Origin of the sequence: Dactylosporangium cerinum, from assembly GCF_042653625.1 — a bacterium.
GTDB lineage: Bacteria > Actinomycetota > Actinomycetes > Mycobacteriales > Micromonosporaceae > Dactylosporangium > Dactylosporangium cerinum.
On record NZ_JBHSIU010000105.1, the window covers coordinates 127,264 to 154,198 of the forward strand.

Consider the following 26,935-nt stretch of genomic DNA (forward strand, 5'->3'; position numbering starts at 1 on the left):
GCTGGCCGGTCATGCCGCCCCCTCCGCTACGCTCCGGCGTCGGCCTGACCCAACCCCTGCCACATGACGACCGGCCCGAGACGCTGCGCTGACCGGTCATGCGGCCGGGACCTCGGTCAGCGCGGTGTAGACGTGCTTGCCCTCCGAGCGGGCCTGGGCGACCATCTCGTCGGCGCCGGCCGACGGGCCGCCGATGCGCAGCACCGCGTCGCAGTGGGTGAGCAGGCGGGCGGAGATCGGGTGGAAGATCTCGTCGAACACGGGGTCGCCGACGGCGGCCGAGCCGGCCCGTTCGATCAGGGGCAGCGCGAGGGCCTCACCGGTGACCGGGAGGTGCCCGGAGCGGAAGAGGTGGACGGCGGCGTCGTTCATCGCGTCGACGTTGGCGCGCAGCTTGGCCGGGTCGTCTCCGGTGCCCGAGCGGTACGGGCCGGCTACCAGGATCATCATGACGAGGGCTCCTCAGGGGTTTCGGTGGTGATGACGTCGACGCCGGCCGCTCGCAGCGCCGCGAGCGTGTCCGTGGCGGCCGCGCCGGCGTGCGCCGTGCCGGAGGTGACGAACGTGTCGGCTGCGTCGAGCGGGCCGACCCGGGCGAACGCCTGGACACCGAGCTTCGTGGCGTCGGCGACGACGACGGTCCGCCCGGCCCGGCGCAGCGCGGCCCGCTTGACGGCCGCGTCGTCGAGGTCGAACTCGGACCAGCCGAGCTCGTGGTGCACCGCCCCGATCGACATGACGAACGTGTCGAAGCGGAGCTGATCCAGGGCGCTCAGCGTCAGGGGACCGACGAGGCTGCGCTCACCGGCGCGGGACTCGCCACCGAGGATGAGCAGCCGGATGCCGGGCTGATCGGCGAGCCGCACCGCAGCCTGCAGGCTCAGCACCGCAACGGTCAACGGCCCGGCACCACCGGCGCCGGCGCCGAAGCGGGCGGCCAGCGCGGCGGCGACCGCGGCGGTGGTGGTGCCGGCGTCGAGCAGGACCGTGCCACCGGGCGTGATCAGCTCCGCCGCCGCGCGGGCGAGGCGGGCCTTCGTGGCGGCCTGCCACTGCTCGCGGACGGCGAACCCGGCCTCGTCGCTCGGCACGTCCAGGGCGACCGCGCCACCCCGGACCCGCCGCACCAGGCCCTGCTCCTGCAACTGGTCGAGGTCGCGGCGGACGGTCATCTCCGAGACGCCGAGGCGCCCGGCGAGGTCGGCCAGGGTCAGCCGGCCGCTGCCGCGGACCAGGCGCAGAGTGAGGTCGAGTCGGTCGTGCACGGACCGAATCTAACAGCGGCGTGTGAAGTTTGAAAGATCCGTGTGAGGTTTATGCCACCGGGGTCGCCTGGCGGGCGGCGGGTTCCGGCACGGGGGGCGTGCGGCGGCGCAGGGTCGCGTAGGTCAGCGCGCCGAGCGGGATGATGATCCAGCAGGACAGCAGCCGGTAGACGAGCATCGCGGCGGCTGCCGCGTCGTGTCCCGCGCCGGCCGAGACCAGGCCGGCGAGCAGGGCGACCTCGACCACGCCGATGCCGCCCGGGCTGATCGGCACCTGCCGGACCAGCTGGACCGTCAGGTACACCGTGGCCAGGCCGATCAGGCTCACGTCGATGCCGAACGCCGCCGCGGTCGCGGCCAGGCACGCGAAATCCAGGCCCCAGTTGACGGTGGCGTGCGTCAGCGACAGCACCCACGAGCGGGGCGGCAGGCGGCGCAGATCGGCCACGATCCGCGCGACCGACGCCCGGCCCCGGGCGATCAGCCCCGGTCGCGGCCCGGGCTGCTCCTCGTCCTCCGGATGGTCCCGGTCCGCAGCGGTGAAGCCGCCGCGGGAGAGCAGGAAGTCCAGCCCGAACACCACACTGGCGATCACCAGCAACCCGAGCACCAGCACGAGCGTGTCGGCGTTGCCGGTCTCGCCGCCGCGCGGGATCAGCACGACGGCGCCGTACATGAGCAGCAGGGCGACACCGGACAGCACCGAGGACAGCACGGCCACGGCGCCGGCGGTGCGGCGGCTCGCGCCGGCGGTGCGGAACTGGCGGAAGGCGAACCCGGCCGACATCGCCGAGCCGGCCGGGAGGCTGAAGGAGATCGCGGAACGGGTGAACGTCACCGCGACCGCCCGGGGCACCGACATGCGCACCCCGAAGCCCGCCAGGAGGCGGCGCTGCTGCAGGGCGAAGTGCCGCAGGGAGGTCATCTCGGCCGCGGCGGCGAGGACCAGCCACCACGGGCTGGCCGAGGCGATGGTGGCGCCGATCTGGACCGGGTCCGGCAGCTTGTCCTTGAGCGTGACCACGGCCACGCCCAGCACGAGGAGCAATGCGGCGATCCGCAACGCCCGCTTCGTGCTCATACCAAGTACTGTCGCACCTCCGCAGGACGATGCACTCCATGAACTCATCAAGAAGTGAGTTGTGCTCGTCACGCGGGCGCTGCCACGGCGTGGCAGGCTGAGGGCCATGAAGCGGCTGTCGAAGGTCAACCTGGACGACCCACTGCCGAAGGACGAGGCCCTGCGACGGCTCGAAGCGGCCCAGGAGCGGCTGCTGCGGCTCCGGCTGACATTGGGCGGTCAGATCGGCGGCGAGGCGGCGAAGCTCGGCCCGCCGCTGTGCGTGGTGTTCGAGGGCTGGGACGCCTCCGGCAAGGGCGGCTCGATCAAGCGGCTGGTCGACCACCTCGACCCGCGGCACGTGCGCGTGTCGCAGTTCGCCGCGCCGACGTTCGACGAGAAGCGGCACCACTTCCTGTGGCGGTTCTGGCCGGTGCTGCCCGGTTGGGGCGGCATGGCGGTGCTGGACCGGTCCTGGTATGGCCGGGTGCTGGTCGAGCGGGTCGAGGGCTTCGCCACCGAGGAGCAGTGGTCCCGGGCCTACGACGAGATCACCGAGTTCGAGCGGACCCTGGCCGCCGAGGGCATGGTGATCGTCAAGTTCTGGATGCACATCTCCAGCAAGGAGCAGCTGCGCCGGTTCCGCAGCCGGCAGGACGACCCGCTGCGCTCGTGGAAGCTGACCGACGAGGACTGGCGCAACCGCGAGAAGCGGCCGGCGTACAAGCGGGCGGTGGAGGACATGCTGGCCCGCACCGACCACCCGGCCGGGCCGTGGCACGTCATCCCCGGCGACGACAAGCCCACGGCCCGGGTGCTGGTGGTGGAGACGGTGTGCGCGGCGGTCGAGGCGGCTCTGCGCCGCCACGACCTGCGGCTACCCAGCTGACGCGCCGCCGTCGACGAACATGACCTCGCCGGTCATGAAGCTGGCCGCGTCGGAGCCGAGGAACAGCACCGCCTTCGCGATCTCCTCGGGCGTGCCGGCCCGCCCCAGCGGCACGCTCGCCCGCAGGTCGGTCTCCGGGCGGGTCGACTCGTACCGCTGCAGCATCGGCGTCTCGATCGGGCCGGGCGCGATCGCGTTCACCCGAACGCCGTGGCCGGCCGCCTCCAGCGCCGCGGACCGGGTCAGGCCGTCCACGGCGTGCTTGCTGGCCACGTAGATCGACGTGCCGGCGGCGCCCTGGTGGCCGAGGACCGAGGACACGTTGACGATGCTGCCGTGCCCCTGCTCGAACATGACCCGCATCTCGTGCTTCATGCTCAGCAGGGTGCCCAGCACGTTGGTGTCGAAGATCTGGGCGTAGGAGTCGGCGGACTGCTCCGTGACGGCGCCGGGGGCGCCCTCCGTGCCGGCGTTGTTGACCGCCACGTCCAGCGAGCCGAACCGCGTGACGGTGTCGTCGACGAGCTGCCGGATGTCGTCCTCCTGGCGGACGTCGGCGTGCATGAAGACGGCGCCGGCCGGGAGCTCGGCGTCGTGGCGGCCGGCGACCACCACGTCCGCGCCCTGGCCGGCGAACGCCGCCGCGGTGGCCCGTCCGATGCCGGTGAGACCACCGGTGATCAGCACAGTTGTCATGCGCCGGTAGATCCCCCCGAACCGACCCGCTATGCCTGAGGCCCTCAGCTGTTCTCCTGGATGTACCGCTGCGGGTCCTTGTCGTGGAACGTGAGGCCCTTGCCGCTGGGGTGCTCGCCGTAGAACGTGAGCCACTGCGCGCCGAGGTCGACCCGCAGCTGCATGTCGGCGTGCTTGCGGAAGTCGGGCAGCACCTCGTCCTCCTCCTCGGTGAGGTGCTCGCTGTTCTCGGTGCGCGCCTGCCAGACCGCCTTCCACCATCCGTCGGAGCCGGCCTGATGCCCCTTGGCCGCCTCGATCGCGTCGCGGATCTTGTTGTGGTCGCGGATCGCGTCGTCGGTCTCCTCCTCGGCGGTCTCAGCGGATCCCCGCTTGAGCAGGTGCGGGTACAGGATCCGTTCCTCGGCCTCGGCGTGGATCTCCAGGTGCAGGGCCAGGGCCTCCCACACGGCGGTGAGCTGCTCCTCGTCGCGGGCGTCGTCGAGGCGGGCGAACCCCCGGCGGAACGCGGCGTGGTCGTCCAGGATGAGCGCGGTGATGTCGTCCATGCCCGCATCATCACCCGGCGCGGAGGTTCCGAAACACGCCGCCGCGCCGGGTCGGCGCGGGGGTTGTGGAACGGGACCGCCATGATGTGCCGGTGAAGAGGCTGCGGGAGAGGCTCCCGGACTGGCTGGCGGGCGGGCTGCTCGCGGTGGCGGCGCTCTGTGCCGTCGCCGCCGTCTCCGCGGCGCTCGGCTCGCGGGTCCACCCGGTCCGGGTCACCGTCGACGCCCTGCTCCTGCCGGCCCCCGCGAACCTCGGCTACGCCGCGATCCTGGCCACCCTCGCCGCCGCCGTGCACAACCGCAAGCACGTCATCTACTGGGTGCTGGTCGGCTTCCTCGGCCTGCAGTGCCTGTTCGACGTGTTCGTGCTGCTCGGCGGCGCCGAACGCGGCGAGGAGGCGCGCGAGCTGCGGCTGCCGTGGCACGGCGCGGCGGCGGGGCTGGCCAACGCCGGGTTCACCGTGCTCCTGCTCGCCCTGTTGTGGCTGGCCAGGGACGGGTTCTCCGCCCGGGTGCAGCGGGCCAGCCTGCCCAAGGCCGTGGCGACCCTCAGCGCGCTCCTGGCGGTCTTCACCGTGCTGGGATGGGGCCTGGTCGAGATGTTCCCGGGCACCCTGAGCAACAACCGCCTCGTGTACAGCGCGAAAACCGTGCTCGGCGGGGCGTTCGGCTTCGACGTCGGCCGGCAGGGCCGGGCCCCGGGCTGGGTCAACCTGATCCTCGGCGCGTTCGGTGCGATCGCGCTGTTCGCCGCGGTGTTCGCGCTGCTGCGCTCGCAGCGGGCGACCGCGTCGCTGGACGCCGACGAGGAGCGGCGGATCCGGCAGCTGCTCGCCGAGCACGGCCGCCGCGACTCGCTCGGCTACTTCGCCACCCGCCGGGACAAGGAGGTCGTGTTCTCCCCCACCGGGCGCGGCGCGGTCACCTACCGGGTGGTCTTCGGCGTCTCGCTGGCCAGCGGGGACCCGCTCGGCGAGCCGGACGCGTGGCCGCCGGCGATCGAGGCGTGGCTGCGGGAGGCCCGCGACTACGCGTGGACGCCCGCGGTCATGGGCGCGAGCGAGGAGGGCGCGACCGCGTTCGCCCGCGCCGGGCTGCGGGTCATCGAGCTCGGCGACGAGGCGATCCTGCACGTGCGAGACTTCGACCTGGAATCGCCCCGGCTGCGCCAGGTGCGCCAGGCGGTGCACCGGGTCGAGCGGGCCGGCTACACGGTGCGCATCCGCCGGCACGCCGACATCGGCGCGGAGGAGATGGCGCGGATCATCGAGCTCGCCGCGCGCTGGCGCGACACCGAGACCGAGCGCGGCTTCTCGATGGCGCTCGGCCGGCTCGGCGACCCGAACGACGGCCGGTGCGTCCTGGTCGAGGCGCACGACCGCGACGGCCGGGAGGTCGCGCTGCTGTCGTTCACGCCGTGGGGCTCCGACGGGCTGTCCCTCGACCTGATGCGCCGCGACCGGGCCTCCGACAACGGCCTCGTCGAGCACATGGTGGCCACGCTGATGCGCGAGTCGCCGCGCCTCGGCGTGGAGCGGGTGTCGCTGAACTTCGCGGTGTTCCGGGCCGTCTTCGAGGAGGGCGCCCGCATCGGCGCCGGGCCGGTGCTGCGGCTGTGGCGGGCGATGCTGCTGTTCGCGTCGCGCTGGTTCCAGCTCGAGTCGCTGTACCGCTCCAACGTGAAGTACAACCCGCAGTGGCTGCCCCGGTTCCTGTGCTTCGAGGACGTGCGGGACCTGGCCAAGGTCGGGCTCGCGTCGGCGGCGGCCGAGGGGTTCCTGGTCGTGCCCAACCTGCGGACGCTGCTGCGCCGCGGCACCCCGGCGACGGCCGACGCACCGCGGGAGCTCATCCAGACGGTCGAGGCAGCACCGGCCGCGAAGCAGCGGCCGGAGCAGGTCCGGGTCCGGCTCGCGAAGCTGGACGCGCTGCGCGCGCTCGGCACCGACCCGTACCCGCCCGGGTTCCCCCGCACGCACAGCCTCGCCGAGGTCCACGCCGCGCACCCCGGCCTGCCGCCGGACACCCGCACCAGCGAACGGGTCGGCGTCGCCGGCCGGGTGGTGCGCCTGCGCGACCACGGCGGGCTGTGCTTCGCCACCCTGCGCGACTGGTCCGGCGACCTGCAGGTGCTGGTGACGGCGGACCCGTCGTTCGCCGCCACGGTCGACCTCGGCGATCACGTGGGGGTCGGCGGCGTCGTCGGCACGAGCCGTCGCGGCGAACTGTCGGTCTTCGCCGACGCGTGGCAGCTCACCGCGAAGTGCCTGCGCCCGCTGCCGGACAAGCACCGGGGCCTGGCGGACCCGGAGGCCCTGGTCCGGCAGCGGCACGTCGACCTGATCGTCAACCAGGCGCCCCGGGACATGGTGCGGCTGCGCTCGGCGGTCGGCTTCGCGCTGCGCTCCGCCCTGCACGGCCGCGGCTACGCCGAGGTGGAGACGCCGGTGCTGCAGCCGGTGCACGGCGGCGCCAACGCGCGGCCGTTCGTCACCCACTCCAATGCCTACGACATGCGGCTGTTCCTGCGCATCGCGCCGGAGCTGTACCTGAAGCGGCTCGCCGTCGGCGGGGTCGAACGGGTCTTCGAGATCGGCCGGAACTTCCGCAACGAGGGCGTGGACGCCACCCACAATCCCGAGTTCACGATGCTGGAGGCGTACGAGGCCTATGGCGACTACACCTCGATGCGCGCCCTGGCCCGTGCGCTGATCCTCGCCGCCGCCGACGCCGGTCCGGGCCCGGTGCTGACCCGCGGCGACGAGGTCGTCGACCTGCGCGAGGAGTGGCCCGTGGTGCCGGTGTACGAGGCGGTGTCCCGGGCCGCCGGCGAAGCCGTCACACCGGCCGACCCGGTCGAGGCGCTGCGGGCGCTGTCGGACCGGCTCGGCGTCGCGTGGCAGGACGGCTGGACCCACGGCCAGCTGGTCCTGGAGCTGTACGAGCACCTGGTCGAGGGCGCCACCGTGCGGCCCACGTTCTACACCGACTTCCCCGTCGACGTGTCGCCGCTGACCCGCGCGCACCGCGACGACCCGAGGCTGGCGGAGCGGTGGGACCTGGTCGCGTTCGGGATGGAGCTCGGCACCGCGTACACGGAGCTGGTCGATCCGGTCGAGCTGCGGGCCCGGCTGACGGCGCAGTCGCTGCGGGCCGCCGCCGGGGATCCCGAGGCGATGTCCCTGGACGAGGACTTCCTCGACGCGTTCGAGTTCGCGATGCCGCCGAGCGGCGGCCTCGGCCTCGGCGTGGACCGGCTCGTCATGCTGTTGACCAATCGCTCGATCCGCGAGACGCTCCCGTTCCCGCTCGTGAAGAAAAATTGAACCTGCCATGTTTGAGCCGCGCGTAGATGGGAAACGAAAACCCAATGCCCATCGCTGAGGACAGCCCCACACTCGATGTGCTGGAGCGGTTGTCGGCCGCCACCGAGCGGATGACCTTCGAATCCCTCTTACGCCAGCTCGGCGTCCCCGAAGGGGTGCTGCGCCGCCGCCTGCGCAGCCTCGTGGACCGGGGCTGGGTCCACGCGGCGCCGGACGACAGCTACACGATCGGGGTCGGTGCGCTGCGGCCGGGCAGTGCATACCTGGTCACGGACCGCACCGTCAGGCTGGCCGGGCCGCTCATGGCGCAGCTGCGCGACCGGCTCAGCGAGGCCGTCCGCCTGGTCCGGCTGGACCCGCCGGGCATCGTCTGCATCGCCAGCCGCGAGGCCCCGCACGACTCGGTGGGCTCGGCCGTCGGCCGGCGGATGCCCGCGTACGCCAGCGCCAGTGGCAAGGCGATCCTCGCCTGGCTGCCGCGGGAGCGGGTCGTGCAGCTGCTGGACCTCGGCGTCGAAGCGCACACCAGCGAATCCGTCGTGGACCGGGCGGCCCTGTTCCAGGAGCTCGCCGAGACCCGGGCGCGCGGCTGGGCATACGAACGCGGCCAGCTCCTGCCCGGCGTCGGGTGTGTCGCGGTCGCCGTCCCCGGCACCACCGACGCGATCAGTGTCGGGGTGCCGCTCGCCCGGCTGACCGACGACCACGCCACCGAGATCGCCGACAACCTGGTCCGCACCACGGAGGAGCTCGGCGAGGCGCTGCGGCGCTGACGGGTGGCATAGATCCATCTTCGGTACGATGGGGTATGAACGTCGAGCGCACCGACCTCCCCGGCATCGGCACGAGCCACGTGGTGACCACCGCCCGTGGCCGCCGCATCGGCATCGTCTCCCACCGCAGCGGCCGGCGCGATCTCGTCATCTACGACAAGGAAGACCCCGATACGAGCGTGGTCTCCGTGGCGCTGTCCGCGGAGGAGTCCAACGCGCTCGCCGAGTATCTCGGCACCGCGCGCATCGTCGAGCACCTCGCCGAGCTGCAGCGGCAGGTCACCGGGCTGGTCACCGAGCAGCTGGTGATCGCCCCCGGCTCGCCGTACGACGGCCGCACCCTCGGCGACACCCAGGCCCGCACCCGCACCGGCGCGTCGATCGTCGCCGTGCTGCGCGGCGGCAACGTGCACGCCAGCCCGCGACCCGACTTCGGCCTGCACGCCGGTGACCTCATCGTCGTCGTGGGCACCGCCGCCGGCACCGAGGGCGTCGCGACGCTCCTCACCGACGGATAGGGGCCGGCGTGCATCACGACACGATCCTCATCGAGCTCGGTGCGGTCATCCTGGCGCTCGGCCTGCTCGGCGCCCTGTCCCTGCGGTTCTCCATCTCCCCCATCCCGCTGTACCTCCTCGCCGGGCTCGCGTTCGGCTCGGGCGGTGTGCTGCCGCTGACCGCCAGCACGGAGTTCATCTCCGCCGGCGCCGAGATCGGCGTGATCCTGCTGTTGTTCACGCTGGGGCTGGAGTACACGGCGCCGGAGCTGGTCGGCACGCTGCGGTCCTCGGCTCCCGCGGGCCTCATCGACCTGGTGCTCAACGCCGCGCCGGGGGTCGCCGCGGCGCTCATCCTCGGCTGGGGCCCGGTCGCCGCCGTCGCGATGGGTGGCATCACCTATGTCACGTCGTCCGGCATCACCGCGAAGGTCCTCGGCGATCTCGGCTGGCTCGGCAACCGCGAGACCCCGGTCGTGCTGTCGCTGCTGGTCTTCGAGGACCTGATGATGGCGCTGTACCTGCCGATCCTGACCGCGCTGCTGGCCGGCGTCGGCCTGCTCGGCGGCGCCGCGACCCTCGCGATCGCCGCGGCCACGATCAGCGCCATCCTGCTCGTCGCGCTGCGCTACGGGCACATCGTGGAGCGCTTCGTCGCCTCTGACAGCGACGAGGTGCTGCTGCTCAAGGTGCTCGGCCTGACCATCCTCGTCGCGGGCGTCGCCGACCTGCTGCAGGTCTCCGCCGCGGTCGGGGCGTTCCTCGTCGGCATCGCCCTGTCCGGTCCCCTGGCGCACACCGCCCGGGAGCTGCTGACCCCGCTGCGGGACCTGTTCGCGGCGGTGTTCTTCGTCTTCTTCGGGCTGCAGACCGACGCCCGGGCGCTGCCGCCGGTGCTCGGGGTCGCGGCGCTGCTCGCCTTCGCCGGGATCGCGTCGAAACTGGCGACGGGGTGGCTCGCGGCCCGGCGGGCCGGGGTGGCGATCACCGGCCGGGTCCGGGCCGGTGCCGCGCTGCTGCCGCGGGGCGAGTTCAACATCGTCATCGCGGGGCTCGCGGTCGCCGCCGGCACCAACGCGAAACTCGGTCCGCTGGCGGCCGCCTACGTCCTGATGCTCGCGGTGGCGGGGCCGCTCGCCGCCCGGGGCGCGGAGCCGCTGGTGCGGCTCTACCTGCGCCGGAGGACCAAACCCGCGACCACATGACGCCCGTGACCACGGAACGGCTGGACAATTCTGCCCGAATTGCGGATTTTCTTCGAACTGTCCGACTTTGCCCAGGTCAGCGTGTTTGGCTCTGCGCGGAGGTTGCCACGGCAGCGTAGCCGTGGCGGACAGGGGGATCACCATGTTGAAGCGCACCAAGATGCTGCCCGTCGGGGCCGCGGCACTGCTTGCCACGCTCGTCAGCGCGCCGCCGGCCTCCGCCGCCGGGGCGAACGGCGCGGGCGGCCCCGGCGGCACGGGCAGCGCGGGAATGGCCGGGATGAGCAAGGCCAAACCCGGGCCGAACCAGGTCTGCAAGGAGCTGACCATGAACGGCGGCTTCGAACAGCCGAAGATCGGCAACGCGGACTGGAAGCTGTTCGACGAGGACGACGTGCCGGCGTGGGGCACCGACGACCCGGAGGGCCAGATCGAGCTCTGGCGCACCGGCATGGACGGCGTGCCGGCCCGCTTCGGCAAGCAGTTCGCCGAGCTCAACGCCACCGGCTCCGGCAACTCCATCTACCAGGACATCAAGACGAAGCCGAACACGAAGATCTACTGGTCGTTCTGGATCCGGGCCCGGGACACCTCCGACGGCAAGGACACCGATGCCACCCAGATCCACTTCGGCAAGACCCCGAAGAACGACGGCAGCGTCAACGGGGTCGGCTCGACGTTCGCCTACCTGAACTCGGCCAGCGACGCGTCGTGGAAGCGGCTCTACGGCTGGTACAAGACGGGCCCGAACCAGACCTCGACCCGGGTGACCCTGACCGCGGTGGAGAGCACCTCGACCGACGAGGGCTACGGCAACCTGGTCGACGGCCTGACCATCGTCGAGAACCAGAACTGCATCTGAGGCTTCCCGGAGGCTTCCCGGAGGCTTCCCGGAGGCTTCCCAAGCAGGCTTTTCGAGGTGGCGCCGGCTCCGGTCGGCGCCATTTCTGTGACCTGATACATAACGAGCTTTTATAAGTGCGTGATACAAATTGGGGTATGCCCGCCTCGACGACCGCACTGGACCCTGCGCGACTCACGGTCGCTGTCGAGCGACTGTTCAGCCTGCTCCGGCACGGAAACCCGCCCAACGACATCAGCCTCACCGCCGCCTCGACGCTGCGCCGGCTGGAGCGGGAAGGGCCGCGCCGGCTCACCGAGCTCGCCACCGCCGAGGGCGTCACCCAGCCGGCGATGACCCAGCTGGCCCAGCGCCTCGAGCGGGACGGCCTGGCCGAGCGCACCACCGACGCCACCGACGGCCGGGTCGTGCTGGTCCGCGTCACCAAGGCGGGCCGCGACCTGCTGGCCCACCGCCGCTTGATCAGGGCGCAGCACCTCGCCGCGTTGCTGACGAACCTGTCCGAGGACGACGAGGCGTTGATCGCAGCCGCACTGCCGGCGCTGGAGAGGCTGGCACCATGACCGGGACGCAGCGAAGCGGAGGGCCGGGCATCATGAGCTCAGCCCTCGGGTCAGGCCGGCGCCGGAGCGCAGCGGAGGCGACGGCATGACGGGAACCCTTGAGAGGGGCGGCTTCCGGGGGGCGCTGTCCGGCGGCTCCGACCACCCGCACTACAAATGGGTGGCCCTGTCCAACACCACCCTCGGCATGCTGATCGCCACGATCAACTCCTCGATCGTGCTCATCTCGCTGCCCGCCATCTTCAACGGCATCCACCTCGACCCGCTCAGCCCCGGCAACGTCAGCTACCTGCTGTGGATGCTCATGGGTTACATGCTGGTCAGCGCCGTCCTCGTGGTCACGCTGGGCCGCCTCGGCGACATGTACGGCCGGGTCCGCATCTACAACGCGGGCTTCGCTCTGTTCACGGTCACCTCGATCGCCCTGTCCCTCGACCCGTTCGACGGTGGCGGCGGCGCGCTGTGGCTCATCGGCTGGCGGGTCCTGCAGGCCGTCGGCGGCGCCATGCTCATGGCCAACTCCGCCGCGATCCTCACCGACGCGTTCCCCGCCGCCCAGCGCGGCATGGCCCTCGGCGTCAACATCGTCGCCGGCATCGCCGGTTCGTTCATCGGCCTGGTCCTCGGTGGCCTGCTCGCCGAGTGGAACTGGCGCGCCATCTTCTGGGTCAACGTGCCCATCGGCATCATCGGGACCGTGTGGGCGTACCGCTCACTGCACGACACCGGCCTGCGCCGGCCCGGCCGCATCGACTGGTGGGGCAACCTGACCTTCGCGGCCGGTCTGACCGCCCTGCTCGCCGGCATCACCTACGGCATCCAGCCCTACGGAGGGCACACCCAGGGCTGGACCAACCCGTGGGTCCTCGCCGGCCTCTTCGGCGGCGCGGCGGTCCTCGGCCTGTTCGCCTGGATCGAGACCCGCGTCAAGGACCCGATGTTCCCGCTCGGCCTGTTCCGCATCCGCGCGTTCGCGTCGGGCAACATCGCCGGCCTGCTCGCCTCCATCGCCCGCGGTGGCCTGCAGTTCATGCTCATCATCTGGCTGCAGGGCATCTGGCTGCCGCTGCACGGCTACCGCTACGAGGAGACCCCGCTCTGGGCCGGCATCTACCTGCTGCCGCTCACCGTGGGCTTCCTCGCCGCCGGCCCCGTCGCCGGGCACCTCTCCGACAAGTACGGCCCGCGCCTCTTCGCCGCCGGTGGCCTGCTCGTCATGGCGCTGTCCTTCGGCGGCCTGCTGATCCTGCCGACCGACTTCAGCTACTGGGCCTTCGCCGCCCTGGTCTTCCTCAACGGACTCGGCGGCGGCCTCTTCGCCGCCCCGAACACGTCCCTGGTCATGTCCAGCGTCCCGGCCCACCTGCGCGGCGCCGCCTCCGGCATGCGGGCCACGTTCCAGAACGCCGGCATGGTCCTGTCCATCGGCGTCTTCTTCTCCCTCATGGTCGCCGGCCTGTCCACCTCGCTGCCCTCGACCCTGGACGGCGGCCTCACCGCCCAGGGCGTGCCGGCCACCGCCGCGCACACGATCGCGGGCCTGCCACCCGTCGGGACCCTCTTCGCCGCGTTCCTCGGCTACAACCCGATCGCCTCGCTGCTGGGCCCCCACCTGCTGGGCCAGCTCCCGGCCGCGAACGCCGCCACCCTCACCGGCCGCGAGTTCTTCCCGCACCTGGTGTCCGGCCCCTTCCACGACGGCCTTGTCATCGTGTTCTGGCTGGCGATCGGCATGTCGGTCGTCGGCGCCCTCGCCTCCCTCGTCAGGGGCGGCCGCCGCCCCGACGCCGCGGAGGAACCCGCCGCTGGGTGACGCCACGGGCTCAGCGGCACCGACGGACGGGCCGGCACCTCTTGTGGGAGAGGCGCCGGCCCGTCTGTGTGCCGTGCTCCCGTGATCTGGAAGACCTCGTGCACCCCTGGCTACCCAAGGTCTTCCGGATCACGAGACAGCGCCTGCAATCATCGAGGCGTGTCGAAGCTGGAGCTGGCGGGGTAGTGACGGCCCAGCAGCATGGATCAGGCCGCCCTTGCCGCGCTCCTGCACGACGGGCTGATCACGATCGACGCCGACGGGCTGATGGCACCGTCCGGCGAGTCCGAGCCCGAGCCGGCCCACTCTGTCCCGGCCGCGTGGCTGGAGTGCCTGCACCGCGCCGAGCGGCCCACCACCATGTCCGAGCTGCGCGACGACCCCGAGCTGCGGCAGCGGCACGAGGCGTTCCTGAAGGAGCAGGACGCCCTGCTGGCCGACTGGAACAAGCCCGACCTCACCGGCCACGGCTGCGCCGTCTTCGGGGCCTCGTTGGTGGTGGGCCTCCTCGACGCCGTCCTGCTCGTGCTCTCCATACCGGACTCGTTCTACGGCCCCACCGCGTTCGAGCGGATCTTCGGGCTCGTGACGCTGATGGCCGTCGCCGCACCGGTGCTCACCTTCACGCTCATCGGGGCGGTCCTCGCCACGTATCCTGCGCAACCCAGCCCCCTGTACGCCTACTGCGCCCAGCTGCCGCCCCACCCCGCCGTCACTGCGCTCACCGCCGAGGAGGAACGGCTGCTCGCCGGGGCCAGCGGCGTCTCGTGATCCGGAAGACCTTGTGTACCCGGAGGTGCGCAAGGTCTTCCGGATCACGGGACGTCAGCGGTGGAAGACCTGGCGGTAGGTCGTCGGGGTGACACTGGTCTGCCGGGCGAAGTGGGCGCGCAGGTTGGCGGGGGTGCCCAGGCCGGTCCGGTGGGCGATGCGCTCGATCGAGTCGTCGGTGGTCTCCAGGAGCTCCTGCGCCAGGCGTACCCGCTGGCCCAGGAGCCACTGCAACGGGCTGGTGCCGACCGACTCGCGGAAGCGGCGGGCGAACGTGCGGGGGCTCAGGCGGGCCTGCCGGGCCAGGTCGGCGACGGTGAGCGGCTGGTCGAGGCGGGTCCTGGCCCAGTCGAGGGCGACGCCGAGCGAGTCCGGGGTGCGGGGGCGCTGCGGCGGGTGGGCGAACTGGGACTGGCCGCCGTCGCGGTGCGGCGGGACGACCATGCGGCGGGCGACCTCGTTGGCGACGGCCGCGCCGTGGTCGAGGCGGACCAGGTGCAGGCACAGGTCGATCGCGGCGCCGGTGCCGGCCGAGGTGAAGATGGTGCCGTCGCAGGTGTAGAGGACGTCCGGGTCGAAGGTCACCGCGGGGAAGCGCTGGGCGAAGTCGAAGGCGTTCATCCAGTGGGTGGTGGCGCGGCGACCGTCGAGCAGGCCGGCGGCGGCGAGCACGTACGCGCCGGTGCAGATCGCCACGATGCGGCGGCCCCGCTCGTACGCCTCGCGGACCACCTCGACCAGCGCGACCGGCGGGGCGACCTGGGTGGCGCGCGCGAACGCGGGCACGATCACCGTGTCGGCGTCCAGCAGGGAATGCAGCGGGAACGGCGCGGTGATCGTCATGCCGGAGCGGGAGGGCAGGACGCCGGGCGTGACGGCGGCGAAGCGCAGCTCGTACCAGGGATCGGCGAGGTCGCTGCGGTCGATGCCGAACACCTCGCACGGCACGGCGAGCTCGAAGACCGGCATGTCCTCGGTGGCGGCGACACCGACGATGTGACGCTGGCTCATGGCTCGAATCTAACCCACCATGGCATTCCTGCCACTCGTCCGGGACCGGGAAACCGTGTCGAATGGACGCATGCTGAACGTGCCGCAAGGGGCGGCTCTCTCGATCGGTGCGGTGCTCGGCACCGGGGTCATCGCACTGCCGGCCCTCGCCGCCCAGACCGCCGGGCCCGCCTCGCTCGTCGCCTGGGCCGCCCTGATCGCGCTGTCGGTGCCCCTGGCGGCGACGTTCGCCGCGCTCGGCGCCAGGTTCCCCGACTCGGGCGGCGTCGCCACCTACGCCCGGAAGGCGTTCGGCGAGCGCGCCGCGGCGGTCGTCGGCTGGTGCTTCTACCTGGCGGTGCCGGTCGGCGCGCCCGCGGCGGCCCTGTTCGCCGGGGCGTACGTGGCGGCCGCGCTCGGCGGCGGCACCCGCACGGAGCTGCTGACCGCCGCCGGGCTGATGCTCGCGGTGACGGCCGGCAACCTCGGGGGCGTGCGGGTGTCCGGCCGGCTGCAGCTCGGGCTGGCGCTGCTGCTCGTCACGCTGCTGCTGACCGCCACCGCGACCGCGCTGCCGCACGCGAAGGCCGAGCATCTGCAGCCGTTCGCGCCGCACGGCTGGTGGGCTGTCGGGTCGGCGGCGGCGCTGCTGGTGTGGGGGTTCGCCGGGTGGGAGGCGGTCACGTCCCTGGCGGCCGACTTCCGGCGCCCCGAACGGGACCTGCCCCGCGCCACGGCGATCGCGCTCGTCGTCGTCGGGGTGCTGTACTTCGGCATCGCCGCCGCCAGCATCCTGGTGCTCGGACCGGCCCCGGGCGACGCGCCCCTCGCCGAACTGCTCGCCCGGGGCGTCGGCGGGCAGGTCAAGGTCCTCACCGCGGTCGCCGCGGTGCTGCTGACGCTCGGCACGATGAACGCCTACTACGCGGGCGCGGCCAAGCTCGGCGCGGCGCTCGGCCGGGACGCGGCGCTGCCCGCGTGGTTCGGGCGGGGCAGCGGCGCTGGTGAGGTGCCCCGGCGCAGCCTCGCCGTCGTCGCGGCGCTGGGTGGGGTGTCGCTGCTGCTCGCCACCCTGACCGGCACCGGCACCAGACCGTTGGTGCTGTTGACCAGCGGCGCGTTTGTCCTGGTGTACGTCCTGGGCACGGCTGCCGCGCTGCGCCTCCTGCCGCGACGGACGCCGGTCTGGTGGTGCGCCGCCGTCGCCTTCGCCGCCTCGCTGGGCCTGCTCGCCCTCAGCGGCTGGTACGTCCTCGGCACCGCGGCCGTGGCCGGCTGCGCCCTGGCCTACCAGAAATTCTCGGCAAAAAAGTTCGCCCGGCCTGTCGATCCGGCAGACGTCCCGATTGACGTAGGAGTGTAAGAGGACGTCTTCCCTTGAAGGAGTGCCCGCGATGGCCCAGTACCTGATCCTGATCTACGAGAACGAGGCCGACTACGACAACGCGGACCCGTCCGTGTTCCAGGAGGTCATGGCCGCGCACGACCGCTTCTCGGAGCAGGTCGGCGAGAAGCTGGTCGGCGGCAACGCCCTGCAGCCGACCCAGACCGCCACCACGATCCGCGGCGACGTCGTCACCGACGGCCCGTTCGTGGAGACGAAGGAGGTCCTCGGCGGCTACTACCTCATCGAGGCGAAGGACCTCGACGAGGCCCTCGCGATCGGCAAGCTCTGCCCCGCCCGGTTCGGCGGCGTCGAGGTCCGCCCGGTAATGGTGTTCGAGTAGTCGTTTTGGAGACAGCCGCCGTCCGTGAGGCGGTCGCCGACGCGCACCGTCGCGAGTGGGCCAGAGTGCTCGCCGCGACGGTGCGCATCGCCCGTGACCTGGACCTCGCCGAGGAGTGCGTCCAGGACGCCTACGTCGCCGCCATGGACGCCTGGCTGCGGCAGGGCGTGCCGGCCAACCCGGGCGCGTGGCTGACGGTCGCCGCCCAGCGCCGCGCCCTCAACGCCCACAAGCGCGCCGCGACGCTGCGCTCCAAGCTGCCGCTGCTGGTCGTGCCCGACGCCGACGAGCCGGAGCCACCCGACGAGATCCCCGACGACCGGCTCAGGCTGGTGTTCACCTGCTGCCACCCGGCACTCGCCCGGGAGGCTCAGCTCGCGATCACGCTGCGACTGGTCTGCGGGCTGACCACGGCGGAGATCGCCCGCGCCTTCCTGGTCAGCGAGCCGACGATGGCGGCCCGGGTCACCCGCGCGAAGAAGAAGATCGCGGCGGCGGCCATCCCGTACCGGGTGCCGCCCCTGGAGGACCTGCCCGACCGGCTCGACGCCGTGCTGACCGTCGTGCACCTGGTCTTCACCACCGGCCACGCCGCCCCGACCGGCTCCGACCTGCTGCGCCCCGACCTGGTCGAGCGCGCGATCGACCTGGCCCGGACGCTGTGCGCCCTCATGCCCGACGAGCGCGAGGCGCAGGGGCTGCTCGCCCTGATGCTGCTGCACGACGCCCGCCGCGCCACCCGTGTCGGCGCCGACGGCCGGCTGCTGCTGCTCGAGGAGCAGGACCGCACCCGGTGGGACACCGCCCAGATCGCCGACGGCCTGCGCCTGGTCCGCGGGGCGCTGCGCGGCGGTCGCCCGGGCCGCTTCGCCCTGCAGGCCGCGATCGCCGCCGTCTACACCGAGGCCGCCACCTACGCCGGGACCGACTGGCGGCAGCTGCGCGGCCTGTACGACCTCCTCCTGCACGCCTGGCCCTCACCGGTCGTCGCGCTGAACCGGGCGGTCGTCGTCGCGATGGCCGACGGCCCCGCCGCGGCGCTGCCGCTGCTCGACGCCCTCGCCGAGGACTCCAGGCTGGCGGGGTACCACTACCTGCCGGCGGCCCGGGCCGACCTGCTGCGCCGCCTGGACCGGATCCCGGAGGCCGAGGCGGCGTACCGGACCGCGATCGCCCTGTGCGACAACGCGGTCGAGCGCGCCTTCCTCGAGTCCCGCCTGCGTGGCTCCGGCGCCCGGCCGTAATGGTCGGGCGCCGGAGCGCGGTGCGGATCTGCCGGGCGGCGGGAGGGGCCGTGGAAGCCCTGCGCCGGACCGGCGACCCGCCGGTTCGCGGGTAGCGATCCGCTGTTTCGCGGGTAGCGATCCGCTGATTCAGCAGGGGATCAGTTCACCCCGCCGGGCCCGGACGCGGGTGCCGTCCACCAGCGTGATCTCGACGCGGCCGTTGGCGTCGGTGTCCCCGAACGCGTAGATCTCCTTGCCGTCGTGCGGGGCCAGCTCGGCGTGGTGCACACCGTTCCGGTCCGGCCGCAGAACCCACTTCAATTCCGGCGATTTACCCATTTCGCCCACCCCCTCGTCCGAGGCTAACGGCCGGGGAGCCGCCCCGGTGCGGACCCGGGGCCCGGGGCACCCGTGTGAGTGAGTGCGGCCGGATTCAGCGCAGGCCGCCGGGCCAGGCGAGGTACTCGCGGAAGTGGTGCACCAGCCCGTCGCGCACCTCGAAGACCAGGCACAGTCGCTGGGTGAAGGACTCCCCGCGCATGGTGCCGGCCACCTGGACCTCGAACGCGACCCCGGCCTCCCCCATCAGCACCGAGTGCACCACGAGGTCGGCGCGCACGGAGGCGGCCAGCCACTCGAAGAAGCGGATCGCGTCGGCGGCGCCGTGGCGTACCCCGGCGAACCCCTCGACAGGCACGTGGAACGTCACGGACTCGGCGAGCATGCCGATGAGCCGGGTCCAGTCGCCCGTCGCCGCGCCCATGATCCAGTGATTCATGGCGGTCATTGCCGGATGCATTTCCATCGCCACTCCAGGATGCTGATTTTGCCTGAAACAAGCAGAACTAAACTCGGGGAAGCGCTCTACCGCAGTGTCTATTGACTGGACCATGAGGAATGCGAATACTCAAGTCATGTCGCCGCTCGACTCGAGCTCCGCCCAACGCAGCGCGAACCGCAGCCGTGTGATCCACGCGCTGCGGCAGCACGGTGCGATGAGCCGGGCCGCGCTCGCCGAGATCGGGTTGTCCCGCTCGACGGTCGCCAGCGTCGTCGGCGAGCTGATCGACGCCGGCGCGGTGGTCGAGCTCGGCGGGGACGGACCGCGGGCCGGCAACGGCAACGGGTTCGCCGCCACCCGCGGCGGCACGGCGAAGGCGGGCCGGCCACCGACGCTGATCGGGCTCAAGGGCAGCCTCGGCGCCGCCGTCGGCGTCGAGATCGGCAACGGCATCGTGCGGATCGCGGTGTGCGACGTGGCCCAGGAGCTGCTGCGGCACGAGGCGGTCGCGGTCGACGAGCAGACCTCACCCGAGGACACCCTGCTGCTGGTCGACCGGCTGATCGACGGGCTGCTGGAGCAGACCGGGTTCCGCCGCGACGAGGTGATCGGGGTCGGCATCGCCATGCCGGGGCCGATCCAGCGCAGGACCGGGCTCACCGGCCGCGCGTGCACCCTCAAACCGTGGGTGGGCCTGGATCCGCGGCTGCTCGGCGAGCACGTCCTCGGGCTGCCGGTGCACGCCGGCAACGACGCGAACCTCGCCGCCCTGGCCGAGATGACCTGGGGCGCCGCGCGGGGGCTGCGGGACTATGCCTACATCTACACCGCCAACGGCATCGGCGCGGGCTTCGTCATGGACGGACGCCTCTACGTCGGCGCCAACGGCACGGCCGGCGAGATCGGCCACACCACGATCAACGAGGACGGCCTGGTGTGCGCGTGCGGCGGCCGGGGATGCCTGAACACCCTGGCCAACCCGGACGCCATCTGCGACCAGCTGTGGCAGAGCCACGGCCGCCGGCCCTCGATCGGCGAGGTGATCGCCCTCGCGCACGAGGGCGACGCCGGGTGCCGCCGCGTCCTCGCCGACGCGGGCCGGCACATCGGAGTCGCCATGGCCAACATGTACAACCTGCTCGACCCCGAGCTGATCGTGCTCGGGGGCAGTCTCGCGCCGGCCGGTGACATCCTCATCGAGCCGCTGCGCCAGTCGATGATGCGCCGCGCGATCCACGCCGGGGAGGCCGTCCCGGACGTCGTCGCCGGTGAGATCGGTATCGACGTGGTCGTCGTCGTGGGTGCGGCCGCCGCCGTGCTCCGCGACGCCACCAGGTTTCCGCTCCCCGTCCGCTGACACCCGCCGCCGTCAGGCGGCCGCCGACCCGCCGGCCGGCCTTCCCAACCCGACGGCCGGCCGGCGCACACCCGAAACACCCCGAAGAACGCACCGGAAAACGCCCCGGGAAACCGCACCGGAACCGCATCCCGAAACCACGGGAAACGCACAGCGCTGAGCACAGCGCGCCCAAAAGAGGAAACGGCCAGAGCGAAACGGCTCTGGCCGCCCTGCCGCACGCCAATGCAGCACAAACAACCGGCCGCGGATTGCCGTCCGCGCCCGATCGTCGAAGGTGGAGCAACCATGATGCTACCGCGCTACGCGAAGGCCCTCCTGGCGCTCGCGCTCCTGCTGCCGGGCACCGTCGCCTGCAGTTCGGAGAAGGCCACCCCGCAGGAGAGCAAGGGAAAGCTGAAGATCGCCCTGTCCAACTCGTTCATCGGCAACGGCTGGCGGGTCGAGATGGAGAACGTGTTCAAGGCGGCGTGCGCGATGCCGCCGTACAAGGACCAGGTCGACTGCAGCGTGTTCAACGCCGGCAACGACGTGGCCACGCAGAGCCGCCAGATCTCCAACCTGATCGCCCAGGGGGTCGACGGGATCGTCATCAACGCCGCGTCGACCAGCGGCCTCAACGGCGTCGTCCAGCAGGCCTGCGACCGCAAGATCGTGGTCGTGTCGTTCGACAACACCGTCGACAACAAGTGCGGCCTGACCGTCAACACCGACCAGATCAAGTTCGGTGAGCAGCTCGCCCAGTTCATCGTCGACCAGCTCAAGGGCCAGGGCAACGTCGTCATGGTCACCGGGGTGGCCGGCACCGGCGCCGACAACGACCGCAACGCCGGCGCGAAGAAGGTGTTCGACGCCAACCCGGGCATCAAGGTCGTCGCCACCTACAGCGGCTCGTGGGACTCCGCGACCGCGCAACGGCAGACCGCGGCGCAGCTGCCGAGCCTGCCGAAGGTCGACGGGGTGTGGGTCTCCGGCGGCACCGACGGTGTGATCAAGGCGTTCCTGGAGGCGAACCGGCCGGTCCCGGTCGTCGGCGGCGAGGCGGAGAACGGCTTCCGCAAGTACCTGGCCGGGGTGACGCCGCCGAAGGTCAACGGCATGTCGATCGGGCAGCCGCCGTTCCTGTCGGTGATCTCCCTGGAGCTGGCCCGGGCCGTGATCAAGGGTGAGCACCCGAAGACCAGCGTGACGATCCCGTTCCCGATGGTCACGTCGGAGACCGTGAAGGTCGGCGAGACCGTGTTCCCGGACCTGCCGGACAGCTTCTTCGCCGACTTCACCGACTCCGGACCCAACGCGACAGTGGTGCTGTGCCAGGAGGCGGCGACCGACGGCACGCCGTGCCCGGGCAAGACCCTCGCGGTGAAGCTCGGATGATGGACACGCACGCCGTGCACGCCGAAGGAGTCGACCGCTCCTTCGGCGGGGTACGGGCTCTGCGGGACGCGTCGTTCGCGGCGCGTCCCGGCGAGATCCACGCGCTTGCCGGCGAGAACGGCGCCGGCAAGAGCACGATGATCAAGGTGCTCTGCGGTCTCGTCCGGCCCGACCGGGGCACGGTCCGCGTCACCGGCCGCCTCGCCACCGCGTTCCAGGAGCTGTCGCTGCTGCCGGACCTCACGATCGCGGAGAACCTGCTGCTGCACGACCCGCCACGCGGGCGGCTCGGGCTGGTCGTGCGGCGCCGGCTGGTACCCCTCGCAAACGAGATCCTGCACGAGCACGGCATCAATGACCTGGACCCGCGCACCCTGACCCGGGACCTGTCGGTGGCGCACCGGCAGGTGGTGGAGCTGGTGCGGGTCCTGGCCACCCGGCCGGAGGTGCTGATCCTGGACGAGCCGACGGCGGCGCTGCAGGAGCAGCAGGTGGCGTGGCTGGCCGCGCACATGCGGCGGCTGCGGTCCGAGGGCTGCTGCGTGGTGTTCACCTCGCACCGGTGGCGGGAGATCGAGGACCTCGCCGACCGGGTGACCGTCTTCCGCAACGGCAGCCACGTCACGACCCGGGAGCGGCTCACCGAGTCCGAGGCGGTGACCCTGATGAGCGGCCGCACCCTCACCGGCGCCTACCCGCCGCTCACCCCGCCGGCGGACCCGGTCGCCCTGGAGGCACGGGTCGGCGACGTCGACATCAGGCTGCGCCGCGGCGAGATCCTCGGCATCGGCGGGCTGGCCGGGCAGGGCCAGCGCGAGCTGTTCCTGAAGCTCTTCTGCGGCCGGCAGAGCGTCACCGTCGGTGGGACGCAACGCGTGATCCGCAGGCCGAAGGACGCGATCCGGGCCGGGATCGGCATCGCCTACGTGCCGGAGGACCGCAAGGCCGAAGGCCTGCTGCTGCCCATGTCGGTGCGGGACAACCTGGCCCTCGCCACCCTCGAGCGGCGCTCGGTCGCCGGGTTCGTGCGCCGGGCCGCCGAGCACCGGGCGGTGCGCGACATCGTGGACCGGCTCGCGGTGCGCACCGCGTCGACCGGGCACCCCGTCGGCACCCTCTCCGGCGGCAACCAGCAGAAGGTCCTGATGGGCCGCTGGCTGCTCAGCGGCGCCGAGGTGCTGCTGCTGTTCGACGTGACCAGGGGCGTGGACGCCGCCACGAAACACGACTTCTACGCACTCGTCGCCGACCTCGCCGCGCAGGGCCGGGCGGTCCTGCTGTACTCCAGCGAGACCGAGGAGATCGCGCACCTGTGCCACCGGGTCCTGGTGATGCGGGAGGGCCGGGTGGCGGCGGAACTGGAGGGGCCCGTCGGCGACGCGGAGCTGATCGTCGCGGCGGCCATGCGGGAGCGTGAACATGTCTGAGCTGCGCGCCGCCACCCTCGGCTACGCGGTCCTCGCCGCGACCGCGATCGCCTACCTCGTCGTGTACACCACCAGCCTCGGGCACCTGCCGACGCCGTTCGACTACCTGTCGCTGCTCAACACCTCGCTGCCGCTGGTGTTCGTGGCGATCGGGCAGAGCCTGGTCGTGCTGACCGGCGGCATCGACCTGTCCGTCGGCGGGATGGTCGGCCTCGGCGTCGCGATCGTCGCCGCCGGGTCGACCGCCGGCGCGGCCGTCACCGCCGCCTGGATGCTCGCCGCGGTCGGTGCCTGCGCTGCGTGCGGCGCCGTCAACGGGCTCATCGTCGCCAAGGGCCGCATCGCGCCGATCCTCACCACCCTCGCCACCCTGTCCGTCTACAGTGGACTGGCGTTGAAGGTGCTGCCGGTGCCCGGCGGCGAGATCTCCCCCGCGGTGCGTTCCGTCCTCACCGACCCGGACCTGCCGACCGGCCTGATCTGGCTCGGCGTCGCGGTCGGCGGCTGGCTGGTGCTGCGGCGCACCCGCTTCGGCATGCGGGTCTATGCCGTCGGCAGCGACGAGACCGCCGCCCGCGCCGTCGGCGTGCCGACCGTGTGGGTGAAGGTCGGGGTGTACGCGCTGTCCGGCGTGTGCAGCGGCCTCGCCGCGGTGTTCTACGTGTCGACGACGACGTCCGGCGACCCCAACGCCGGCGACTCGTTCATCCTCACGTCGATCGCCGCGGTCGTCGTCGGCGGCATCGCGTTCGCCGGCGGGCGGGGTTCCGCGCTCGGCGCGGTCGCCGGGGCGTTCGCCCTGACGCTCGTCATCGACGTGCTGTTCTTCGCCGGCATCGACCCGCTGTACCAGTCGCTGTTCCAGGGGCTGTTCCTGGTCGTCGCGGTCCTGCTGGGCAGTCTCGTGCGCTGGAGGCGGGCATGACGACACTGGAAACCGCGAAGCGGGTCCTCGCCGGGCCGCACCGGCGGGTCCTGTACGCGTTCGCCGCCGCGGCCACCATCCTCGTCGCCGGCGCGGTCATCCACCCCGGGTTCGGGTCGTGGACGAGCCTGCGCACGATGCTGGTCCTGGCGAGCTTCATCGGGTTCGTGGGCGCCGGGCAGATGCTCGTCGTCCTCGTCGGCGGCATCGACCTGTCGATGCCGTGGGTGCTCAACGGCGCCGCGATCGTGCTCACCACCAGCAGCCTCGGGCAGTCCGGCCGGCTGCCCCTCGCCGTCGCCCTCGCGCTGGGCGTCGGCGCCGCCGTCGGGCTGGCCAACGGGCTCGGCGTGGCCTGGCTCGGCGTGCCCGCCGTCGTCATGACCCTCGGGATGAACGGTGTCCTGCAAGGGTTGTCGCTCGGCCTGTCCAAGGGGCTCACCTGCGGCTCGTGCGCGTCGTACGCCCCCGAACCACTGCGCCGGCTGGTCGTCGGCCGGCTCTTCGGGGTGCCGTCGGAGCTGCTGCTGTGGGCGGGGGTGGCGCTGTTCGTGACGGTGCTGCTGACCCTCACCACGTTCGGCCGGCGGGTCTACGCGGTCGGCAACAACCCCCGCGCGGCGTTCCTGGCCGGCGTCGGCGTGCGCGGGGTCACCGTGGTGCTCTACGTGCTCAGCGGCGTGTTCGCCGCCCTCGCGGGGATCATGCTGGTCGCCTACGGCGGGCAGCCGTCGCTGGGGCTCGGCGACCCGTACCTGTTCGAGTCGATCGCCGCGGTCGTCGTCGGCGGCGTGTCCATCCTCGGCGGCCGCGGGCACTACGTCGGCGTCGTCGCCGGCTCCGTCACCCTGGTCGCGATCGTGACCCTGCTGCAGGCCGAACGCGTCCCGGAGTACGGTCGCAACGTCATCTACGGATTGGTCATCCTCGCCATCCTCTTCACCTACGGCAGGGAGCGCGCTGATGATTGAGACGCTGAGTGACATCCCGTGCGAGCTGGGCGAAAGCACGCTCTGGGACGACGTCAAGGGCCGGCTGCACTGGGTCGACATCGACCGGGACCTGCTGTTCACCCTCGACTGGGCCACCCGCGACGTGGCGACGCTGCACCTGCCGGCCACGGCCGGCAGCGTCGGGCTGCGGGCGGGCGGCGGCCTCGTCGCGGCGCTGCGGCACGCCGTCGCGTTCGTCGACGTCGACTCCGGCCTCGTCGAGGTCGCCGCCGAACTGGAGACCGACCGGCCCGGCAACCGGTGCAACGACGGCGCCGTCGACCCCGGCGGCCGGTTCTGGTTCGGCACGATGGACGTCGCGGAGACCGGCGCGACCGGCGCGTTCTACCGGTTCGGCGAGGACCTGGCGGTCACGAGGGCGTTCGGCGACGTCATCGTGTCCAACGGGCCGGCGTGGAGCCCCGACGGGCGCACGATGTACCACGTCGACTCGGCCCGCAGCCGGATCACCGCCTACGACTTCGACCCCGCGTCGGGCACCGTCGGCGGCGGGCGGCTGTTCGCCTCCGACGAGGACGAGGCGTGGTTCCCGGACGGCGTCACCGTCGACGCGGACGGCTACGTCTGGAACTGCAAGTGGGACGGCGGCCGGATCGTGCGCTACTCCCCCGACGGCGCGATCGACCGGGTCGTCGAGGTGCCGGTGCCGCGGCCGACGCGGTGCGCGTTCGTGGGGGCGGACCTGGAGTTGCTGGCGGTGACCAGCGCCCGGCGGGGTCGCGGTGCGGAGGCGCCGCGCTCCGGGCACCTGCTGCTGCTCGACCCGCACGCGCGGGGGCTGCCCGCGCCGCGGTTCCGGGGATGAGCAGGGCCGGCCCGGGCTCTTCCGGGCCGGCCAGAGGTCTCAGTCCTTGGTGAGCGACGCGCGCAGCGTCTTCAGGGCACCCGCGAGGAGCCGGGACACGTGCATCTGGGAGATGCCGAGCTCCGCGGCGATCTGCGACTGCGTCAGGTTGCCGTGGAACCGCATCGCGATGATCTTCTGCTCCCGCTCCGGGAGCTTCGCCAGCAGCGGGCGCAGCGCCTCACGGTTCTCGACGTTGACCATGTCGGGGTCGTCGCCGCCGAGGAGGTCACCGAGGCCGGTGGCGCCGGCGCCATCGCCGCCGGCCTCGCCGACGGGCGCGTCCAGCGACAGCGCGCGGTAGGCCTGGCCGCAGTCGAGGCCCTCGATCACGTCCTCCTCGCTCACGCCGAGCTTCGCCGCCAGGTCGGCGACGGTCGGGGAGCGGCCGAGGTCCTGGGCGAGGTCGCCGGAGATCTTGGAGATCTCCAGGCGGAGCTCCTGCAGGCGGCGGGGCACGCGCACGTCCCAGCCCTTGTCCCGGAAGTGCCGCTTGAGCTCACCGACGATCATCGGGATGGCGTAGCTGGTGAACGCGGCGCCGCGGGTCGGGTCGAACCCGTCGACCGACTTGATCAGACCCAGGTTCGCGACCTGCACGAGGTCGTCGAACTGCTCGCCGCGGTTGCGGAAGCGCCGGGCGAGGTACTCGGCGAGGGGGATGTACAGCTCGATGAGCCGGGACCGGACGCGGTCCCGGTCGATGCCGGTCGGCAGGTCGGCGAGCAGCGACAGCAGGGCCTTGGCCTGCGCGTCGGTCTCCCGGGTGCGGTGCGACCCAGCGGCCGGTGCGGCGGTCTGGGCGCCGGGGGCCGGCGTGGTGGTGACGGTGACGCTGTCGGTGGTGCCGATAAGGGTGGCGTCGGTGTACATGTCAGTGCTCACGGCAGGGTCAGCCTTTCGGTGCAATGACCGGCCAGTCCTGGTGGGACGTCGTTTGATGCGACGACGAGCGGGCAATCCTGGAGGTAGGACGCACGGGGCTCAAGACCGGTCAGAA

At 72.4% G+C, this 26,935-nt stretch carries 27 protein-coding genes; 18 read left to right on the forward strand and 9 right to left on the reverse strand.

Annotated elements, in window-relative coordinates:
* Positions 1–96: 96 nt before the first annotated feature.
* The 3 genes from ACFPIJ_RS53100 to ACFPIJ_RS53110 are packed head-to-tail and all read right to left on the reverse strand — an operon-like array spanning position 97 to position 2,346.
* Positions 97–450 carry a DUF4406 domain-containing protein gene (locus ACFPIJ_RS53100; protein ID WP_380127178.1) on the reverse strand — a complete coding sequence of 118 codons (354 nt, stop codon included), beginning with the start codon at positions 448–450 and terminating at the stop codon, positions 97–99.
* The gene (locus ACFPIJ_RS53105) at positions 447–1,265 is read right to left on the reverse strand and encodes a DeoR/GlpR family DNA-binding transcription regulator (protein ID WP_380127179.1); all 819 of its coding nucleotides are present in this window, start codon (positions 1,263–1,265) and stop codon (positions 447–449) included. Before ACFPIJ_RS53105 ends, ACFPIJ_RS53100 begins: the two co-directional genes overlap by 4 nt.
* Before the next feature lie 49 nt (positions 1,266–1,314).
* The gene (locus tag ACFPIJ_RS53110) at positions 1,315–2,346 is read right to left on the reverse strand and encodes a lysylphosphatidylglycerol synthase transmembrane domain-containing protein (RefSeq protein ID WP_380127180.1); all 1,032 of its coding nucleotides are present in this window, start codon (positions 2,344–2,346) and stop codon (positions 1,315–1,317) included.
* A gap of 106 nt (positions 2,347–2,452) precedes the next feature.
* Between ACFPIJ_RS53110 and ACFPIJ_RS53115 the strand changes: the two genes are divergently transcribed.
* Entirely contained in the window at positions 2,453–3,214 is a 762-nt protein-coding gene (locus tag ACFPIJ_RS53115; RefSeq protein WP_380127182.1) for a polyphosphate kinase 2 family protein, read from the forward strand.
* Here ACFPIJ_RS53115 and ACFPIJ_RS53120 read toward each other — a convergent pair.
* Together ACFPIJ_RS53120 and ACFPIJ_RS53125 are read right to left on the reverse strand one after the other, a co-directional pair.
* Positions 3,203–3,910, reverse strand: coding sequence for an SDR family NAD(P)-dependent oxidoreductase (locus tag ACFPIJ_RS53120; RefSeq protein WP_380127183.1), 708 nt, complete (start codon positions 3,908–3,910; stop codon positions 3,203–3,205). The two genes, ACFPIJ_RS53115 and ACFPIJ_RS53120, sit on opposite strands and share 12 nt — an antisense overlap.
* A 44-nt stretch (positions 3,911–3,954) precedes the next feature.
* The gene (locus ACFPIJ_RS53125) at positions 3,955–4,458 is read right to left on the reverse strand and encodes a hemerythrin domain-containing protein (protein ID WP_380127185.1); all 504 of its coding nucleotides are present in this window, start codon (positions 4,456–4,458) and stop codon (positions 3,955–3,957) included.
* A 92-nt stretch (positions 4,459–4,550) separates the two neighbouring features.
* Between ACFPIJ_RS53125 and lysX the strand changes: the two genes are divergently transcribed.
* The 8 genes from lysX (at position 4,551) to ACFPIJ_RS53165 (ending at position 14,268) form a co-directional block, all read left to right on the forward strand.
* Positions 4,551–7,784, forward strand: coding sequence for a bifunctional lysylphosphatidylglycerol synthetase/lysine--tRNA ligase LysX (lysX, locus tag ACFPIJ_RS53130; RefSeq protein WP_380127186.1), 3,234 nt, complete (start codon positions 4,551–4,553; stop codon positions 7,782–7,784).
* Between the two features lie 44 nt (positions 7,785–7,828).
* On the forward strand, positions 7,829–8,557 hold the full coding sequence (locus tag ACFPIJ_RS53135) for an IclR family transcriptional regulator (RefSeq protein WP_380127187.1): 729 nt from the start codon (positions 7,829–7,831) through the stop codon (positions 8,555–8,557).
* A gap of 35 nt (positions 8,558–8,592) precedes the next feature.
* On the forward strand, positions 8,593–9,075 hold the full coding sequence (locus tag ACFPIJ_RS53140; RefSeq protein WP_363515317.1) for a cation:proton antiporter regulatory subunit: 483 nt from the start codon (positions 8,593–8,595) through the stop codon (positions 9,073–9,075).
* Positions 9,076–9,083: 8 nt separating this feature from the next.
* A complete protein-coding gene (locus tag ACFPIJ_RS53145; RefSeq protein ID WP_380127188.1) occupies positions 9,084–10,259 on the forward strand; it encodes a cation:proton antiporter in 1,176 nt (391 codons plus the stop codon).
* Between the two features lie 142 nt (positions 10,260–10,401).
* Complete coding sequence (locus ACFPIJ_RS53150) at positions 10,402–11,121, forward strand: hypothetical protein (RefSeq protein ID WP_380127190.1); 720 nt, start codon at positions 10,402–10,404, stop codon at positions 11,119–11,121.
* Positions 11,122–11,258: 137 nt separating this feature from the next.
* Positions 11,259–11,684: a MarR family winged helix-turn-helix transcriptional regulator gene (locus ACFPIJ_RS53155; RefSeq protein WP_380127191.1), complete on the forward strand. Its 426-nt coding sequence runs from the start codon at positions 11,259–11,261 to the stop codon at positions 11,682–11,684.
* Positions 11,685–11,769: 85 nt separating this feature from the next.
* Positions 11,770–13,497 (forward strand): MFS transporter, encoded by a 1,728-nt coding sequence (locus ACFPIJ_RS53160; protein WP_380127192.1) that lies wholly within the window; start codon positions 11,770–11,772, stop codon positions 13,495–13,497.
* Between the two features lie 201 nt (positions 13,498–13,698).
* Positions 13,699–14,268, forward strand: a complete 570-nt coding sequence (locus ACFPIJ_RS53165; RefSeq protein WP_380127193.1) for a hypothetical protein — start codon at positions 13,699–13,701, stop codon at positions 14,266–14,268.
* A gap of 54 nt (positions 14,269–14,322) precedes the next feature.
* Here the strand turns inward: ACFPIJ_RS53165 and ACFPIJ_RS53170 are convergent, their stop codons facing one another.
* Positions 14,323–15,279 carry a GlxA family transcriptional regulator gene (locus tag ACFPIJ_RS53170; protein ID WP_380127194.1) on the reverse strand — a complete coding sequence of 319 codons (957 nt, stop codon included), beginning with the start codon at positions 15,277–15,279 and terminating at the stop codon, positions 14,323–14,325.
* 70 nt (positions 15,280–15,349) lie between these two features.
* Here ACFPIJ_RS53170 and ACFPIJ_RS53175 point away from each other — a divergent pair, with 70 nt between their 5' ends.
* From ACFPIJ_RS53175 to ACFPIJ_RS53185, 3 genes are all read left to right on the forward strand, one after another.
* Positions 15,350–16,621: an APC family permease gene (locus ACFPIJ_RS53175; protein WP_380127196.1), complete on the forward strand. Its 1,272-nt coding sequence runs from the start codon at positions 15,350–15,352 to the stop codon at positions 16,619–16,621.
* 31 nt (positions 16,622–16,652) lie between these two features.
* On the forward strand, positions 16,653–16,985 hold the full coding sequence (locus ACFPIJ_RS53180; protein ID WP_380127198.1) for a YciI family protein: 333 nt from the start codon (positions 16,653–16,655) through the stop codon (positions 16,983–16,985).
* A 65-nt stretch (positions 16,986–17,050) separates the two neighbouring features.
* On the forward strand, positions 17,051–18,229 hold the full coding sequence (locus tag ACFPIJ_RS53185; protein ID WP_380127382.1) for an RNA polymerase sigma factor: 1,179 nt from the start codon (positions 17,051–17,053) through the stop codon (positions 18,227–18,229).
* 129 nt (positions 18,230–18,358) lie between these two features.
* Here ACFPIJ_RS53185 and ACFPIJ_RS53190 read toward each other — a convergent pair whose 3' ends face one another.
* Both ACFPIJ_RS53190 and ACFPIJ_RS53195 read right to left on the reverse strand, forming a co-directional pair.
* Positions 18,359–18,550 carry a hypothetical protein gene (locus ACFPIJ_RS53190; protein WP_344502264.1) on the reverse strand — a complete coding sequence of 64 codons (192 nt, stop codon included), beginning with the start codon at positions 18,548–18,550 and terminating at the stop codon, positions 18,359–18,361.
* 94 nt (positions 18,551–18,644) lie between these two features.
* Positions 18,645–18,989 (reverse strand): nuclear transport factor 2 family protein, encoded by a 345-nt coding sequence (locus ACFPIJ_RS53195; RefSeq protein WP_380127199.1) that lies wholly within the window; start codon positions 18,987–18,989, stop codon positions 18,645–18,647.
* Between the two features lie 136 nt (positions 18,990–19,125).
* On the opposite strand from ACFPIJ_RS53195, the gene ACFPIJ_RS53200 reads away from it, so the two are divergent.
* From ACFPIJ_RS53200 to ACFPIJ_RS53225, 6 genes are all read left to right on the forward strand, one after another.
* The gene (locus ACFPIJ_RS53200) at positions 19,126–20,349 is read left to right on the forward strand and encodes an ROK family transcriptional regulator (RefSeq protein WP_380127200.1); all 1,224 of its coding nucleotides are present in this window, start codon (positions 19,126–19,128) and stop codon (positions 20,347–20,349) included.
* Positions 20,350–20,637: 288 nt separating this feature from the next.
* Positions 20,638–21,726 (forward strand): sugar ABC transporter substrate-binding protein, encoded by a 1,089-nt coding sequence (locus ACFPIJ_RS53205; protein ID WP_380127201.1) that lies wholly within the window; start codon positions 20,638–20,640, stop codon positions 21,724–21,726.
* Positions 21,723–23,153 (forward strand): sugar ABC transporter ATP-binding protein, encoded by a 1,431-nt coding sequence (locus ACFPIJ_RS53210; RefSeq protein ID WP_380127202.1) that lies wholly within the window; start codon positions 21,723–21,725, stop codon positions 23,151–23,153. The genes ACFPIJ_RS53205 and ACFPIJ_RS53210 overlap by 4 nt, the downstream gene beginning before the upstream one ends.
* On the forward strand, positions 23,146–24,078 hold the full coding sequence (locus ACFPIJ_RS53215) for an ABC transporter permease (RefSeq protein WP_380127203.1): 933 nt from the start codon (positions 23,146–23,148) through the stop codon (positions 24,076–24,078). The genes ACFPIJ_RS53210 and ACFPIJ_RS53215 overlap by 8 nt, the downstream gene beginning before the upstream one ends.
* On the forward strand, positions 24,075–25,049 hold the full coding sequence (locus ACFPIJ_RS53220; RefSeq protein WP_380127204.1) for an ABC transporter permease: 975 nt from the start codon (positions 24,075–24,077) through the stop codon (positions 25,047–25,049). The genes ACFPIJ_RS53215 and ACFPIJ_RS53220 overlap by 4 nt, the downstream gene beginning before the upstream one ends.
* Positions 25,042–25,896 carry an SMP-30/gluconolactonase/LRE family protein gene (locus ACFPIJ_RS53225; protein ID WP_380127206.1) on the forward strand — a complete coding sequence of 285 codons (855 nt, stop codon included), beginning with the start codon at positions 25,042–25,044 and terminating at the stop codon, positions 25,894–25,896. The genes ACFPIJ_RS53220 and ACFPIJ_RS53225 overlap by 8 nt, the downstream gene beginning before the upstream one ends.
* A gap of 39 nt (positions 25,897–25,935) precedes the next feature.
* Here the strand turns inward: ACFPIJ_RS53225 and ACFPIJ_RS53230 are convergent, their stop codons facing one another.
* The gene (locus tag ACFPIJ_RS53230) at positions 25,936–26,808 is read right to left on the reverse strand and encodes a SigB/SigF/SigG family RNA polymerase sigma factor (RefSeq protein ID WP_380127384.1); all 873 of its coding nucleotides are present in this window, start codon (positions 26,806–26,808) and stop codon (positions 25,936–25,938) included.
* Positions 26,809–26,935 lie beyond the last annotated feature (127 nt).

Bases quoted from the DNA above. Each gene is read 5' to 3' on its own strand.
- ACFPIJ_RS53100 (WP_380127178.1), bottom strand. From the start codon at position 450: ATGATGATCCTGGTAGCCGGCCCGTACCGCTCGGGCACCGGAGACGAC.
- ACFPIJ_RS53110 (WP_380127180.1), bottom strand. From the start codon at position 2,346: ATGAGCACGAAGCGGGCGTTGCGGATCGCCGCATTGCTCCTCGTGCTG.
- ACFPIJ_RS53115 (WP_380127182.1), top strand. From the start codon at position 2,453: ATGAAGCGGCTGTCGAAGGTCAACCTGGACGACCCACTGCCGAAGGAC.
- ACFPIJ_RS53120 (WP_380127183.1), bottom strand. From the start codon at position 3,910: ATGACAACTGTGCTGATCACCGGTGGTCTCACCGGCATCGGACGGGCC.
- ACFPIJ_RS53125 (WP_380127185.1), bottom strand. From the start codon at position 4,458: ATGGACGACATCACCGCGCTCATCCTGGACGACCACGCCGCGTTCCGC.
- ACFPIJ_RS53135 (WP_380127187.1), top strand. From the start codon at position 7,829: ATGCCCATCGCTGAGGACAGCCCCACACTCGATGTGCTGGAGCGGTTG.
- ACFPIJ_RS53140 (WP_363515317.1), top strand. From the start codon at position 8,593: ATGAACGTCGAGCGCACCGACCTCCCCGGCATCGGCACGAGCCACGTG.
- ACFPIJ_RS53150 (WP_380127190.1), top strand. From the start codon at position 10,402: ATGTTGAAGCGCACCAAGATGCTGCCCGTCGGGGCCGCGGCACTGCTT.
- ACFPIJ_RS53155 (WP_380127191.1), top strand. From the start codon at position 11,259: ATGCCCGCCTCGACGACCGCACTGGACCCTGCGCGACTCACGGTCGCT.
- ACFPIJ_RS53160 (WP_380127192.1), top strand. From the start codon at position 11,770: ATGACGGGAACCCTTGAGAGGGGCGGCTTCCGGGGGGCGCTGTCCGGC.
- ACFPIJ_RS53165 (WP_380127193.1), top strand. From the start codon at position 13,699: ATGGATCAGGCCGCCCTTGCCGCGCTCCTGCACGACGGGCTGATCACG.
- ACFPIJ_RS53170 (WP_380127194.1), bottom strand. From the start codon at position 15,279: ATGAGCCAGCGTCACATCGTCGGTGTCGCCGCCACCGAGGACATGCCG.
- ACFPIJ_RS53175 (WP_380127196.1), top strand. From the start codon at position 15,350: ATGCTGAACGTGCCGCAAGGGGCGGCTCTCTCGATCGGTGCGGTGCTC.
- ACFPIJ_RS53180 (WP_380127198.1), top strand. From the start codon at position 16,653: ATGGCCCAGTACCTGATCCTGATCTACGAGAACGAGGCCGACTACGAC.
- ACFPIJ_RS53190 (WP_344502264.1), bottom strand. From the start codon at position 18,550: ATGGGTAAATCGCCGGAATTGAAGTGGGTTCTGCGGCCGGACCGGAAC.
- ACFPIJ_RS53195 (WP_380127199.1), bottom strand. From the start codon at position 18,989: ATGAATCACTGGATCATGGGCGCGGCGACGGGCGACTGGACCCGGCTC.
- ACFPIJ_RS53200 (WP_380127200.1), top strand. From the start codon at position 19,126: ATGTCGCCGCTCGACTCGAGCTCCGCCCAACGCAGCGCGAACCGCAGC.
- ACFPIJ_RS53205 (WP_380127201.1), top strand. From the start codon at position 20,638: ATGATGCTACCGCGCTACGCGAAGGCCCTCCTGGCGCTCGCGCTCCTG.
- ACFPIJ_RS53210 (WP_380127202.1), top strand. From the start codon at position 21,723: ATGATGGACACGCACGCCGTGCACGCCGAAGGAGTCGACCGCTCCTTC.
- ACFPIJ_RS53215 (WP_380127203.1), top strand. From the start codon at position 23,146: ATGTCTGAGCTGCGCGCCGCCACCCTCGGCTACGCGGTCCTCGCCGCG.
- ACFPIJ_RS53220 (WP_380127204.1), top strand. From the start codon at position 24,075: ATGACGACACTGGAAACCGCGAAGCGGGTCCTCGCCGGGCCGCACCGG.
- ACFPIJ_RS53225 (WP_380127206.1), top strand. From the start codon at position 25,042: ATGATTGAGACGCTGAGTGACATCCCGTGCGAGCTGGGCGAAAGCACG.
- ACFPIJ_RS53230 (WP_380127384.1), bottom strand. From the start codon at position 26,808: ATGTACACCGACGCCACCCTTATCGGCACCACCGACAGCGTCACCGTC.